Annotated in this window: 13 protein-coding genes; 7 read left to right on the forward strand and 6 right to left on the reverse strand. The window is 47.3% G+C overall.

From position 1 onward, the window contains the following. Positions 1-52 precede the first annotated feature (52 nt). Genes DU002_RS18500 through pspF form a run of 6 tightly spaced genes read right to left on the reverse strand, consistent with a single transcriptional unit; the run spans position 53 to position 6,488 of the window. Complete coding sequence (locus DU002_RS18500) at positions 53-808, reverse strand: ATP-binding cassette domain-containing protein (protein ID WP_114339940.1); 756 nt, start codon at positions 806-808, stop codon at positions 53-55. Then, positions 805-1,821, reverse strand: coding sequence for an oligopeptide/dipeptide ABC transporter ATP-binding protein (locus tag DU002_RS18505; protein ID WP_114339941.1), 1,017 nt, complete (start codon positions 1,819-1,821; stop codon positions 805-807). The genes DU002_RS18500 and DU002_RS18505 overlap by 4 nt, the downstream gene beginning before the upstream one ends. After that, positions 1,818-2,708 (reverse strand): ABC transporter permease subunit, encoded by an 891-nt coding sequence (locus tag DU002_RS18510; protein WP_114339942.1) that lies wholly within the window; start codon positions 2,706-2,708, stop codon positions 1,818-1,820. The genes DU002_RS18505 and DU002_RS18510 overlap by 4 nt, the downstream gene beginning before the upstream one ends. Beyond that, the gene (locus tag DU002_RS18515; protein ID WP_114339943.1) at positions 2,701-3,726 is read right to left on the reverse strand and encodes an ABC transporter permease; all 1,026 of its coding nucleotides are present in this window, start codon (positions 3,724-3,726) and stop codon (positions 2,701-2,703) included. The genes DU002_RS18510 and DU002_RS18515 overlap by 8 nt, the downstream gene beginning before the upstream one ends. Before the next feature lie 2 nt (positions 3,727-3,728). Further along, positions 3,729-5,390 (reverse strand): ABC transporter substrate-binding protein SapA, encoded by a 1,662-nt coding sequence (gene sapA / locus DU002_RS18520; protein ID WP_199405282.1) that lies wholly within the window; start codon positions 5,388-5,390, stop codon positions 3,729-3,731. Between the two features lie 6 nt (positions 5,391-5,396). Beyond that, a complete protein-coding gene (gene pspF / locus DU002_RS18525; RefSeq protein WP_114339944.1) occupies positions 5,397-6,488 on the reverse strand; it encodes a phage shock protein operon transcriptional activator in 1,092 nt (363 codons plus the stop codon). A 176-nt stretch (positions 6,489-6,664) separates the two neighbouring features. On the opposite strand from pspF, the gene pspA reads away from it, so the two are divergent. The 7 genes from pspA (at position 6,665) to gmhB (ending at position 12,862) form a co-directional block, all read left to right on the forward strand. Beyond that, the gene (gene pspA / locus DU002_RS18530; RefSeq protein WP_114339945.1) at positions 6,665-7,354 is read left to right on the forward strand and encodes a phage shock protein PspA; all 690 of its coding nucleotides are present in this window, start codon (positions 6,665-6,667) and stop codon (positions 7,352-7,354) included. Between the two features lie 30 nt (positions 7,355-7,384). Continuing rightward, positions 7,385-7,624: an envelope stress response membrane protein PspB gene (gene pspB, locus DU002_RS18535; protein ID WP_114339946.1), complete on the forward strand. Its 240-nt coding sequence runs from the start codon at positions 7,385-7,387 to the stop codon at positions 7,622-7,624. Beyond that, positions 7,624-8,019: an envelope stress response membrane protein PspC gene (pspC, locus tag DU002_RS18540; protein WP_114339947.1), complete on the forward strand. Its 396-nt coding sequence runs from the start codon at positions 7,624-7,626 to the stop codon at positions 8,017-8,019. The genes pspB and pspC overlap by 1 nt, the downstream gene beginning before the upstream one ends. Beyond that, positions 8,020-9,438 (forward strand): YcjX family GTP-binding protein, encoded by a 1,419-nt coding sequence (locus DU002_RS18545; RefSeq protein ID WP_114339948.1) that lies wholly within the window; start codon positions 8,020-8,022, stop codon positions 9,436-9,438. It abuts the gene before it with no gap. Next, positions 9,435-10,466 carry a TIGR01620 family protein gene (locus DU002_RS18550; protein WP_114339949.1) on the forward strand — a complete coding sequence of 344 codons (1,032 nt, stop codon included), beginning with the start codon at positions 9,435-9,437 and terminating at the stop codon, positions 10,464-10,466. The genes DU002_RS18545 and DU002_RS18550 overlap by 4 nt, the downstream gene beginning before the upstream one ends. A gap of 203 nt (positions 10,467-10,669) precedes the next feature. Then, complete coding sequence (gene tyrR, locus DU002_RS18555) at positions 10,670-12,232, forward strand: transcriptional regulator TyrR (protein ID WP_114339953.1); 1,563 nt, start codon at positions 10,670-10,672, stop codon at positions 12,230-12,232. A gap of 63 nt (positions 12,233-12,295) precedes the next feature. Continuing rightward, complete coding sequence (gene gmhB, locus DU002_RS18560; RefSeq protein ID WP_114339950.1) at positions 12,296-12,862, forward strand: D-glycero-beta-D-manno-heptose 1,7-bisphosphate 7-phosphatase; 567 nt, start codon at positions 12,296-12,298, stop codon at positions 12,860-12,862. Positions 12,863-13,228: the final 366 nt, after the last annotated feature.

Consider the following 13,228-nt stretch of genomic DNA (forward strand, 5'->3'; position numbering starts at 1 on the left):
GAATAAAAAAGAGAGGCAATAGCCTCTCTTTTTTTTGCCTTAACAGCGATAACTATAAAGCTAGAAGTTGTCTAGAATAAGCTTCCTTTGGCTGGTTCAGTATCTGCTCAACCTGACCGTACTCGATCGTTCGCCCTGACTGCAACACCATTAGCTTATCGCACATATGTTCGATGATCTCACGATCATGGGTGATCATTATGTAGGAGAGATCCCGCTCTCGTTGCAATTTGAGCAGCAGATTAATGAGCTTGGCTCTGACCGATACATCGACCGACGACAGTGATTCATCGGCGATAATCACTTTGGGGTTGGTGATCAGGGCTCGTGCTAAAGCTACACGGTGTTTTAGTCCACTTGACAGCTGATCCGGATAAAAATCGATATGTTCGTGCAGAAGCCCTACATCTTGTAAGGTGTCGAGCACGCGCTGCTTTCTGTCCGCTTCTGGCATTGAAATCGCTAGCTTTAAGGTGCTATCCAGTTGTCTACCTATGGACAGGTTTGGGTTGAGCGATGCACTTGGGTCTTGAAACATCATACGGATTGAGCGGTGGTACTCATCGCTGCTGACCGCATCAACGCGCTCTCCCTCCATCACTAAGGTGCCTGTGGTGACAGTTTCAGCCCCAGCAAGAACCCTGGCCAATGTCGTTTTACCTGATCCTGCCGCACCAATAATAGCGAGTGTTTCACCTGCCCCTAGTTCAAAACAGATGCGGTCGATTGCTGGCTCGGGCTCAGGGTGCCATGGCATAGCCATTTTGGGTTTGTAGATCTTGGTGAGGTACCGTGCGGTGAGGATCATGACTTGTCCTTTTTGCGCAGAGCATCGAGATTTAAAGGATAGTGGCAACGGTAGCTTCTACCTTTAAATCGTTTCAACAGAGGTAGCTCTACACATTGTCGCTGAGCATAAGGGCAGCGTGGACCTAGGCGACAGCCAATTGGCATATGTTGTAGCGTTGGTACGCCACCTCTTAACTCTGGTAAAGGGGCTTTCTTAGTTACTTGCCCGGAAAAGCTTGGGGTACTGGCCACCATCGCCTCGGTATAAGGGTGCACAGGAAACTGGATCATTCGCTCAGTAAGGCCTGATTCAACAACGTGGCCTGAATACATCATGGTGATCCGGGTGCTTAATTGCGCAGCCGTGTACATATCATGACTGAGTAGCAAAATACTCATGTTGTGTAGCTGATTGAATTTTCTGAGTAGCCGAAATAGTTGCCCCTGTGCTCTGGGCTCCATGGTGGCTGTAGGCTCATCGGCAATCAATAGACGTGGCCTCAGGGCAATCGCCATGGCAATGACCACCTTTTGGCAGAGTCCTTCAGAGATCTCATGAGGGTAGGCTTTCAACAGGCGCTCATGGTCCTTTACACCGACTTGATGGAGCAGTGTGATTGCTTGCTGACGTAGCTTTTTCCTTGCTCTAAAGAAGTTTAACGGGCCTTTTGTTATCGTTCGCGGCAAGGCTTCTAGCAGTTGCTCTTCGATGCGTACGATGGGATCAAGACTGTTCGCAGGGTCTTGAAAGATCATCGCGATCTCGTTGCCCATTAGCTCCCTGCGTTGTTGGAAATCCATCGCTTGCAGATCTTCGCCTTCATAAAACATGCGGTCGGCAATAACGGTCCAATCATCTGACAGCAGGCCGATAATCGCTTTGGCTAATAGGCTTTTACCAGAGCCTGATTCGCCTGCCAGCGCGTGTATTTCGCCATCGGCGAGAGAAAGACTGACCTTATCGACAGCTGTCACCAATCCGTCTTGGGTATTAAGCGCTATGGTGAGGTTTTTGATATCCAGTAGACTCATGATTTAGCCTTACTGATTGAATTACGAAAACCTTCGCCGACAACGTTCACTGACAGCACACATATGAGAATGGCGAAACCGGGAAAGGCGACTGTCCAGGGGGCGCGGTAAATCAGTTCTAGTCCGCCGGACAGCATGGTTCCCCATTCTGGCGAGGGCGCTTGAGCGCCCAATTTTAGAAAACCTAATGCGGCAATATCTAAAATGGCTGTCGACAGGGAGATAGTGAACTGCACCATAATCGGTTCAATTAGGTTAGGTAGTAGGGTGAAGAGAAATAGCCTTGCGCCTTTTTCACCATCGAGAGTTGCCGCAGTGACATAGACCTTGCTCATCTCTTGCCGAATAGCGTTATTGACTGTTCGAATAAACTGCGGGATTTGCGCAAGTCCAATAGCAATTAGTACCTGTTCTAACCCTGAGCCTAAAATTGCTATAACGACGATGGCCAAGAGTAGCGAAGGGATAGAAAGGATAGTGTCTAGAATATGATGCAGCACGCTCGACTTTAAGCCGCGAGTCATGCCGGCAAAAACACCGATGATAATGCCGGCAAGTGCGCAAACCATCACGACCAAAAGGCTACTGCCAAATGAGTATCGGGCACCATAAATCAGGCGGCTGAGTACGTCGCGGCCTAGATCGTCGGTGCCAAAGAAAAACTCTACTTGCCCCTCTTTGTACCAAGAAGGGGGAACCAACAACTGGCCTAAATGTTGTTCATCGGCACTGTATGGTGCAATAAGTGGCGCAAACAGCGATAGCACGGCCATCAATAACAACCAGTAAAACGCGGCCATATAGATGGGGTGTTTACGGAATTCTGCCAATGCCCTCGACAGCGGTGAAGGCATACCTGCATCATCGTAGATATCGTGACTAAGCATTGTAGTCCTTACGCGCGATGGGATCGGCTGCGGTATGAAGAAGATCGTTAATCACTGTGGCCAGAATAATGAAGGTTGATACAGCTAATAAGCCGCCCTGTATTGCCGGATAATCTCGTTGATAAAGGCTGGCTACTAACCACTTACCAATTCCTGGCCAAGAGAATATATTTTCAGTGACCATGGCGCCGGTCATTAATGTGCTGATCTGCAGCCCAAGTTGCCGTGACACTGGCAATAGGCTGTTGGGGAGAGCGTGTTTGCGCAATACACGCCAGCGGCTAATGCCACGCGCTTGAGCTGCTTTGATAAAATTTTGCTTAAGCAAGCTGAGCATGGTCGCGCGGGTTGTTCTGATCACCTGTGTGGTTGGCACGGTAGCGAGCACCAGTGTTGGTATAATGATATGTGCTAAGGCATTTTTAAATGCTTCATTCTTATAGGATTGGTCGGAAATCAAGATATCTATGAGGATGAAGTTGGTCACCGGTTCAATATCATACAGTAAGCTAAGCCGCCCAGAGATAGGGAGTAATCCTAGTCCCAGAGCCAGTATCATGATCATCAATAGCCCCCACCAGAATACCGGGATGGAGATACCAAGCAGGCTCAGTGTCATGACGGTATGGTCTGTGATGCTCTCTTTTTTTAATGCAGCAAGAGAGCCAATCGGCACGCCGATAACCATGGCGAGTACGAGCGAGTAGAACACCAGCTCCAATGTCGCAGGGAATGTTTCTTTAACTTCATCCCAAACGTTTTCCCCCGATGTCAGTGACCGTCCCCAATTGCCGTCGAAAATATTCCCAAGATAATGGAAATATTGAAGGATGTAAGGACGATCAAAGTAGAGTTCACTGCTGAGCTTTTGATATTGATCGGGGGTGAGATTATCTAACCCAGTGGTGAGATAGACCGGATCGCCGGGTACGATATAGATCAGGCTGAATGATAGTAGTGATAACCCGATGAAGGTGAAGATGAATAAATTCATCTTTCTTAATGTATAAGTCAGCATCGTTAGTTACGCTCGGCGTCCGCAAATCGGATGCCTCCATAAGGATTGAGGTCCATACCTGTTATTCCTTTGCGATACGCTTGGAATCTTAATGCATGAGCAATAGGGAAGATAGGTAGCTGCTCTGAGATAATCTTTTGAGCATCACTGTAATACGCTTTGCGTTGGATGCGGGAAGGGGTTTCCAGCGCTGAGTTTAGCAAGCGATCAAATTCGAAATCGCACCACTGGGCACGGTTGGTGCCATAACTGAGTGCCTGACAGGTCAACAGAGGCCTAAAAAAGTTGTCAGGATCAGCGGTGTCAGCCATCCAACCTAAGAGCGTGGCGTCATGACGGCCAGCTTGCAGGTGTCTTCTAAAGGTTTGCCAATCATAAGAGACGATCTCAGCGGTGATACCAACTTTTTTCAGATCTGCTTTTATTAATTGCGCCATTTTTAGCGGGCTCGGGTTATAGACCCTAGGTACTGGGGGCGCCCAAAGCTCGAAACTGAAGCCCTGTTCGAGCCCCGCTTCTTGTAATAATTCGCGCGCTGTTTCAGGGTCATAATCAAGTACAGGTAAGGCATCGTTATAGGCCCAGGAAACGGGTGGCAGCACCGAATTAGCTAAAGTGGCGGTGCCAAAATAAACTGCTGCTAACAGGCGCTCGCGATCGATGGCATGAGCAATGGCGCGACGCACCCGAGCATCATCAAATGGCGGATGTTGGGTATTGAATGCGAGGTACCCTACATTGAGTCCTGTTTGTAAGTTGAGCTTAATCTGTTCACTTTTACGCAGTAGTGTCATCTCACTGGCTGAGGGGAGAGCGATAACGTCGCATTCGCCAGTGATTAACTTGGCGAGGCGTGCAGAGGGGGCAGGTGTGATATCAAAAACCAACCTTTCCAGCTTGGCTGGCGGCCCCCAGTACGCCGGATGACGGCGATACTTGATATAGGAATCTTTGCGGTAAGTGGCAAAGCTAAACGGTCCTGTGCCGATGGGACGACTATCTATATAGGACTGTTGTCGCCGTTTCTCCAGCCATTCACCATATTCGGCTGACAAGATGACGGCAAAGTCGGTCGCCAACGTGGTTAGAAAGCTGGCATCCGGGCGGAGCAGATCAAACTGCACGGTGAACGGATCTGGCGTCGTCACCGACATAACCAAGTTGTCTAAGCCGACACTTTGAAAATAGGGGTACTGGCCACCACCAACATGATGATATGGATGCTCTTTATCTAAAATGCGCGAAAATGAAAAAGCGACATCTTCAGAATTCAGGGTTCTAGTGGGGCGAAAGAAATCGGTATGGTGGAAATTAACACCTTGACGCAACTTGAAGCGATAGCTCTTTTGATCGCGGCTAATACTCCATTTAAATGCCAGTCCCGGGGTAATATTCCCCTGATTGTCGACATCGACTAAACGATCATAGAGTTGATGGGTTGAAGCATCAATGGTCGTACTCGAGGTGCCTATTTGTGGGTTAAATGTCTCAGGACTACCTTCTGAACAATAGATTATGCCCTGGTGTGGGCGAGTGTTTTGTCCATAGTCGCGGAGTAACCATGTTAGCGTAATGATGGCTAATGCGATAAACCCTAGCATGACAAGGCGCAAGCGCACCCTGAAACTATGACGACGTACTTTTGGTAAACGGCCGTTTTCCATGTTCAGTTATCTAAACTCGTCCAGTAATGAATATTTCTTCAATATGCCGCGCAGTTGGTGGTAGGTAAGATCCAAGGCATCTGCTGCTTTTCGCTGATTGAATTGAGATTTTTGCATCGCGTAACGCAATAACTCTATCTCGTAATCTCGCAGTGTGTCTTTGAGCTTAATCGGAAATTCTATCTCTTGCATGGCGGAAGAGGGTAGATTTTTATCACCTAGCTCTTCTTTACTTGTTTTTTCACTTGGTGGAGTTGTTGTATTGTCGAGCGTTCTGCGATCATTGGTTCTGACTATGCTGCGGGGGCGGTAGGGCGAATCAAATGGATCCAGGGTTATCTGGTGAACCGGTAGGTGAGCATTGTTATGGCGATAAACACTTCGCTCTACTGCATTTTTTAACTCACGTACATTTCCTGGCCAATCATAAGATTGTAAAACTTCCTGTGCCGAACGGGTAAAGCCGCTAAACAGCTCCATCTCTAATTGCCGAGCCATATTGATAGCAAAGTGCTCTGCGAGCAGCATAATATCTTCGGGACGTTCTCTTAACGGTGGCAGGGTGATCACATCAAATGCCAAGCGATCCAATAGATCGGCTCTAAATTCACCTTGCTCCGCTAGAGTGGGGAGATCTTCGTTCGTGGCGGCGATCAATCGTGTATCAATGGTGACTGACTTTGAGCCACCGACACGTTCAAATTCGCCATACTCAATTACTCGAAGAAGCTTTTCCTGCACCACGCCGGATGTATTGGCTAACTCGTCTAGAAAGAGGGTGCCACCATCGGCGCGTTCAAAGCGCCCAGCGTGACGTTTACTCGCACCTGTAAATGCGCCACTCTCATGACCAAACAATTCACTCTCTAGCAGGCTTTCATTCAATGTTGCGCAATTAAGCGTGAGATAATTTTGATCCCAACGTTGAGACAGGTAGTGTAAACGCTCTGCAATCAGTTCTTTACCTGTGCCACGCTCACCGATAATGAGTACGGGTTTGTTCAGCGCAGCGACTTGACGAACATGCTCGATAACCTGCATAAAGCTGTTAGATTGCCCGATCAGGTTGTCTTTCTTTCTGCTTCGAGTCGATGACATGTGGTTATTTTCACCAAGAATTGGTTTTTTCCAATAATATGCCTCTTTGAGATTTACGCAAGCAAATAGCCTAACCTTTTGTTTTTTATTGTTAACTATCTATTTTTTGAGGTTGGCTTGTAAATTGCTTTTGTAATGGCATATAGATAATTCATTGTAAGTAATAGAGGTGTGTCATGGGTGTATTTTCTCGCTTCTCAGATATTGTTAACTCGAATATCAACTCATTGTTGGATCGAGCAGAAGATCCGGAAAAAATGGTTAGGCTGATTATTCAAGAGATGGAAGATACCTTGGTCGAGGTGCGTTCTAACTCTGCACGGGTTATCGCAGAAAAGAAAGATCTCGTGCGCCGCATCGAACGCCTTAAAGGTGAAGCCGATGATTGGCAAGCTCGTGCCGAATTGGCCCTAAGTAAAGACCGGGAAGATCTGGCAAAAGGCGCGTTGCTCGAAAAGCAAAAAGTGACAGATGCTGTATCGGCAGTGGAAGCTGATTTGGCGCAGCATGAAGAACAGCTGACGAGATTGAAGGATGAAATTGGCCAATTACAGGACAAACTGAAAGATGCGAAAGCACGTCAACAAAGCATTTTATTGCGCCGTGAGACAATCTCTTCACGTTTGGAAGTAAAAAAGCAGTTGGATAGCGGTAAAGTCCAAGACGCCATGGTGCGTTTTGAGCAGTACGAACGTAAGATTGATAATCTCGAAGCGGAAGTTGAATCTTATGATTTAGGTACTCAGGCGGAAAGATCATTGGCGCAGCAGTTTGAAGATTTGGAAGCTGAAGATACGGTGACCAGTGAGCTTGAGGCCTTGAAGAAGAAGTTAAAGGCCGACAAAAAATCAGCAAGTAAAGCTTAATCAGTTGAATCATCGCGAAGGAGAATAGGCGTGGATTACGAAGCATTAGCAGGCATTATCGCGGCACCGTTTATTGTTTTTATGGTGTTTGTGGCGCCAATCTGGTTGTTTCTCCATTATCGAAGTAAACGCCAGGTTAGTCAGGGATTGAGTGCAGATGAGATGGCGCTGTTGACCGAGTTGGCGAATCGTTCAGAAAAAATGGCCGACCGCTTGGATACCCTTGAACGAATTCTTAGTGAAGAGATGACGGCAAGAGGGCACGAATAATGGATGAACAAGTTAAGAAAAAGCAGCTTTATCGCAGTACCTCTCGGCAGAAACTCGCGGGTGTCTGTGCAGGGCTTGCGGACTACTTTGGCTTTGAAGTGTGGCTTGTGCGTGTCGTGGTTGCTTCAGCCATTATTCTAACCGGTGTTTTCGGTTTGCCATTACTAGCTTATGTCGTGTTATGGCTGGTGCTAGATAAAGCGCCAGAAGGTAACCAGTTTAGTCAACCTCCACATACCGTAAAGTCTCACGTGTGGCAGGCGGGAGAACCTCCTCGACAGGCGTTTAAAGAAGTGGTGACACGCTTTGAAAAGCTGGAGCTACGTTTACGGCGACTTGAGCAAGTCGTGACATCAAGTGAGTTCTCTTTAAAGCGCGAGATTAATAAGTTATAGATGAAGAAGGATTCAGGAGTTGGTCGTTGGTTAGATAAAGTGAGTGGCGGTGCGCAGCAAGCATTTGCCCGCTCACTGGATCGTCATTTGGTGCTCGCTGTTACCGGCTTATCAGGCGCAGGTAAGTCCGCATTTATTACCAGTCTACTATTTCAGCTTATTAATTTTAGAGATGCCCGCTTACCTTTCTTTAAGCCTTGTGCCGAGCAGCGCCTATTGGCGGTCAGGCGTATACCCCAGCAGAGGCTGGACTGGGTCCGTTACCCTTATGAAAATTCGTTAACCGCACTCTCTTCTGAGCCACCCTGTTGGCCAGAGCCAACCAAAGGGGTGAGCACGGTTAGCTTGGAATTGGCATATCGCCCCACTAAACAACCGTTAGCGACATTGACTAATCGTGCTCTGATGCAATTGGATATTGTTGACTACCCGGGTGAGTGGCTACTCGATCTACCATTACTGGAGCTAGATTATCGTCAATGGTGTGAGCTATTTGCCACTATGTTGCCTAATCGCCCTGAAGTACCAGCGCTGACCGACTGGAAGTTGTCGATTGATACTATCGACTTGGATGCGCCGGCGGATGAGTTTCATATTGCAGAGGTTGCTCAACAATACGCTGAGTTGCTGCAAGCTTGGCGTTGTCAGGGAGCATATCTGTTGCAGCCCGGGCGTTTTGTGTTGCCTGGAGAATATGAAAATACCCCGTTATTGCATTTTTTCCCTTTGATGACCGTCTCCCAAGATACCGCTAAGTTTAGTCGAGGCAGTGTGGGGGAGATGTTGGAGAAGCGTTTCGAACAGTACAAGTCCAAAGTGGTAAAGCGCTTTTACAAAGATTACTTTTCACGTTTCGATCGTCAGATAGTGCTCGTTGATCCATTAACCGCCTTAGGAGCTGGACACAATCAATTGTTGGAGATGCAACAGGCGCTATTGCAGGTCCTAGGCAGTTTTCGATACGGTCGTAGCTCAATAATCCGGCGGCTATTCTCGCCCAAGATTGAAAAAGTGATGTTGGCAGCTACCAAGGCTGATCATGTGACGCCGGAACAGCATGAACCATTAAAAGGCCTCATTCGACAATTACTGCTGACAGAAGAGAACCCGTGGGCTTTCTCTGATATTGCTTTCGATTGCATTACATTGGCGTCTATTCGTGCCAGTAATTCTGGAAAGAGCCAGCTGACAGGTGGTCCTAAGCCTATGCTGAAGGGCGTGAGGTTGAGTGATAGAGAGGAGATCATTACCTTTCCAGGGGAAGTACCGGCGAGCGTACCGTCGTCACAATTTTTTAATGACCATCAATTCAGCTTTGTACCTTTCGCGCCTCCCGTGATAGGTAAGAGTGATAATCAGGTGCCACACATAGCCATGGATCGCGTATTGCAATTCTTGCTAGGGGATAAACTGCAATGAGTAAGGCTAGGAAAAAATCTAATTATCAACAGCAGCAGCTTTTTGAATCGGAGCAGCAGGGTGCCCCTTTGACGTTGGAAAAAGCTGTTGTGCTAGATGATCTAGATAACTGGCAGGAAGATGAGTCGTTTGGCGAAGACGCTTTGCAAGAAGAGCAACAAGCACAGAGTACCTTCGGTGCGCGAAAGCACCCTCTACTTTGGTTAACCTTAGCGCTTGTATCTGTAATTTCAGTGATTGAGGCAATACAGTTTTTTGATCAAAAATGGCATCAAACCCCTGCCATCGCGCTGTTATATGGTGGCGTATTCCTACTCGTTGGCAGCTGGGCGGTTGGGGCAGTTTTTAACGCGTGGCGCCGCAGTGCCCAGTTAAGTCGAGTCAATAAGCGCAGAGCGGTTGCAGAGGCGATTAAAGAGGGTGAAGTGAGCGATGATATTATGCTGTTTTGTCAGCGGATGTTGCCTGCAAAATTGGATGAATCAGTTAATGAGGCTGTTGAGCGATGGAAAGCTAATGTCGAGGCTCACCACTCAGATCAGGAAGCGCTAGCACTTTTTGAACGGGATGTTGTCGCTGTCCTTGATGACCGCGCTAAACGAGTCGTTGCCAGATGGTCTAGTGAGGCGGCTATTTTGATTGCCATTAGCCCACTGGCAGCCATTGATATGCTATTAATTGCTTGGCGTAACGTTAGGATGATTGACGAGATTGCTGATGTTTATGGTATTGAACTTGGGGTGTTCAGTCGCTGGATGCTGGTAAAGGCCGTCATACTGAACGTTATTTATGCTGGGGTGAGTGAAACTCTGAGTGATGTTGGTTTACAAGCATTGGGCGCCGATATGACAGGAAAGCTTTCAGGACGTGTTGCTCAAGGCATGGGGGCGGGCTTGTTAACCGCGCGTCTTGGCGTTAAAACTGTGCAGTTGTGTCGCCCCGTTATTTTTACTGAAGTCCCTCCACTTCGCGTTCGCTCTGTTGCAGGAGAGATCTTTGCTGCGATTAAAAAACGCGCCATTGGTTAGTCAGCGCTGAACCAGAATTCGGTGGTTTCTCTCTTCTGTAGTGGCTTATTTACTGTCTATTCCCTTAGTATTCTATTGATAAAACTGTGGTTTTTTGTTTGTTAAGCTAATTTTACATCTACAGGTAGCTTAGTTTTTCAAGCTGTATTATTATTTTTACACCCTGAATAATGACAATAACAGAATAGCTTTGGGTGGAAGATATGCGTTTAGAAGTTGTGTGCGAAGACCGCCTGGGAATCGCTCAGGAAGTCCTGGTCATATTGGTTGAGCATGGTATCAACCTGAAAAGTATCGAAACGGACCAAAAAAGAAACATCTTTCTCAATTTTCCTGGTTTAGCTTTTGAAGAGTTGCAGAAGTTAATGCCTGCACTTCGTTTGATCCATGGTGTTGAAGATGTCCGCACAGTCCCTTATACGCCCTCTGAGCGTGGTCATTATGAATCAGAAACATTGTTGAGAACGCTTCCTGATCCAGTTTTTTCCATCGATTTAAAGTGCCGTATTGTTGTCGTCAACGAAGCGGCAGCCATCGCTTTGCGTCTTAAAACCGAGAAGATCGTCGGTGGCGGTCTCAACCAATGGGTACATGGCTTTTCTTTTCAGCGCTGGATGGAAGCTGATGAGGTGATTGCTCAAGCCGCGAAGATTACGATGGCTGGTAAAACTTATCTTGCAGATGTGTTACCTATTCGAGTTCCTGATTTAGAAGGTCAGTCCATTTTGGCTGGCGCAGTGGTTGTATTGAAGTCAGTGGATCGTCTAGGTGAGCAAGTAACAGCGTTTCAACGCCAGAGCGATGATGGTTTCTCCCGCATCTTTGCCGAAAGTAGTCATATGAAGCGTGTATTAAGCCAAGCGAGAAAAATGGCTCAGTTAGATGCACCACTGCTTATTCATGGCGAAACGGGTACGGGCAAAGAGTTGTTAGCCCGTGCTTGTCACGAATTCAGTTTTCGTGGTGATAGACCGTTTATTGCTCTGAACTGTGCCTCATTGCCTGATAACGTGGCAGAGCATGAGCTTTTTGGATTCTCCGCTAATGCTTTTGAAGGCGCGGGAGAGGGTAAGCGCGGAGTTTTTGAACAGGCTGATGGTGGCACTGTTTTTCTCGATGAAATTGGCGATATGTCTGAGGGGTTGCAGGTTAAGTTTCTTCGTTTTCTCCAAGATGGCACCTTCCGCCGTGTTGGTGCAGAGGAAGAGGTTAAAGTGAGCGTGCGGGTGATCTGCGCAACACAGAAAGACCTGCCCGCGATGGTTCAGCAAGCGGAATTTAGAGAAGACCTCTATTACCGATTGAACGTCTTAAATCTGCGAGTACCAGCTTTAAGAGAGCGTAAGGCTGATATTGTCCCGTTGGCTGAGTTGTTTGTTGCCCGATATAGTCGGCAATTGGGGCGTCCTACACCTAATTTAACCAAACAGTGTCAGGATGTTGTTCAGCAGTACCCATGGCCAGGTAACGTGCGCCAGCTTGAGAACTCTGTTTATCAAGCCGTTTCGTTACTTGAGGGCCATGAGATTGATGCTGAAGATCTGCAGCTTCCCTCTTATAGCAGTGGCTTCGGTTACTATGATGATAATTTTGAGGGCTCTCTCGAAGAAGCCACCAAGCGATTTGAAAGCAATTTACTGCGGCGCTTGTATCCCGCTTATCCGAGTACTCGGCAGTTAGCGAGAAAGCTTGGTGTGTCTCACACGGCGATCGCTAATAAACTCCGTGAGTACGGGATTAACAAGAAGAGCATCAGTAACACATAGAGAAGAGAATAATGGGTCGCGGTGCGACCCATTTTCTTATTAAGCGCGAGAGAACAGCTTTTTATGAGTAAACCGACAGTTTTTCTTGATCGTGATGGCGTTATTAATGTCGACCATGGCTATGTGCACACTGTTAGCGAATTTGAATTCATCCCTGGCGTACTGGAAGCTGCGGCGAAATTGACGGCAGCGGGCTATCGATTGGTCGTGGTGACTAATCAATCGGGGATAGCGCGGGGATATTACACGGAAGGTCAGTTCCAGAGATTGACTGAGTGGATGGTTGAACAGTTCAAGCAAGCTGGCGCTTGTATAGAGCACGTCTATCACTGCCCACATCACCCCGAAGGTCAAGTGGCTAGTTTCGCTGTTAATTGCGATTGCCGTAAACCTGCACCGGGGATGTTTTATCAAGCTAAGAAAGATCTAAATATTGAGCTCTCAGAAGCAATGATGGTCGGAGACAAGGGCGATGATATGAGAGCAGCGCAAAATGCGGGGTTAAAGCTCTGCTTTTTAGTGAAAAGCGGAAAGCCTGTTTCAACTGAGTCAGTTGAACTAGCTGACTATGTATTAGAGAGCCTCGCTGAACTTCCTGCTTTATTGAATAAATTGTTTATATCTAAATAAGCTAATAATATCAGTCGATTAGACTTTTATCCCTTTGTTCTGGTACTTGCTTGTGAGCAAACTTTGTTCGGTTGAACTAAAATGTGTGTTCTTGGGGTTGCGTTCAGGATTAATCTCCCTATAATGCCGCCTCACTCGCTCAGGGCGAGGCAGCGGGAAGAAACGAACGGTTTAAGTTTTTATCTTTCTTCTGGTCACTTGGTAAAAAAGATGTTTTTACTGGGTTGACAGCGGGGCTGAGAAGCGTAGAATGCGCAGCCCTTGCCGCGGACAACGAATGAGTTGACCGGGCAGCCAAGCTAAGGTTTGGCGAGATGCAACAGCATCGTTCTTTAACAATTTGGTCAGACAATCTGTGTGGGCGCT

It is taken from the genome of Corallincola holothuriorum (genome assembly GCF_003336225.1).
Classification (GTDB): Bacteria; Pseudomonadota; Gammaproteobacteria; order Enterobacterales; family Neiellaceae; genus Corallincola; species Corallincola holothuriorum.

Excerpts from the sequence above, each read along its gene's own strand:
- DU002_RS18500 (WP_114339940.1), bottom strand. The coding sequence starts at position 808 with ATGATCCTCACCGCACGGTACCTCACCAAGATCTACAAACCCAAAATG.
- DU002_RS18505 (WP_114339941.1), bottom strand. The coding sequence starts at position 1,821 with ATGAGTCTACTGGATATCAAAAACCTCACCATAGCGCTTAATACCCAA.
- DU002_RS18510 (WP_114339942.1), bottom strand. The coding sequence starts at position 2,708 with ATGCTTAGTCACGATATCTACGATGATGCAGGTATGCCTTCACCGCTG.
- DU002_RS18515 (WP_114339943.1), bottom strand. The coding sequence starts at position 3,726 with ATGCTGACTTATACATTAAGAAAGATGAATTTATTCATCTTCACCTTC.
- sapA (WP_199405282.1), bottom strand. The coding sequence starts at position 5,390 with ATGGAAAACGGCCGTTTACCAAAAGTACGTCGTCATAGTTTCAGGGTG.
- pspF (WP_114339944.1), bottom strand. The coding sequence starts at position 6,488 with ATGTCATCGACTCGAAGCAGAAAGAAAGACAACCTGATCGGGCAATCT.
- pspA (WP_114339945.1), top strand. The coding sequence starts at position 6,665 with ATGGGTGTATTTTCTCGCTTCTCAGATATTGTTAACTCGAATATCAAC.
- pspC (WP_114339947.1), top strand. The coding sequence starts at position 7,624 with ATGGATGAACAAGTTAAGAAAAAGCAGCTTTATCGCAGTACCTCTCGG.
- DU002_RS18545 (WP_114339948.1), top strand. The coding sequence starts at position 8,020 with ATGAAGAAGGATTCAGGAGTTGGTCGTTGGTTAGATAAAGTGAGTGGC.
- DU002_RS18550 (WP_114339949.1), top strand. The coding sequence starts at position 9,435 with ATGAGTAAGGCTAGGAAAAAATCTAATTATCAACAGCAGCAGCTTTTT.
- tyrR (WP_114339953.1), top strand. The coding sequence starts at position 10,670 with ATGCGTTTAGAAGTTGTGTGCGAAGACCGCCTGGGAATCGCTCAGGAA.
- gmhB (WP_114339950.1), top strand. The coding sequence starts at position 12,296 with ATGAGTAAACCGACAGTTTTTCTTGATCGTGATGGCGTTATTAATGTC.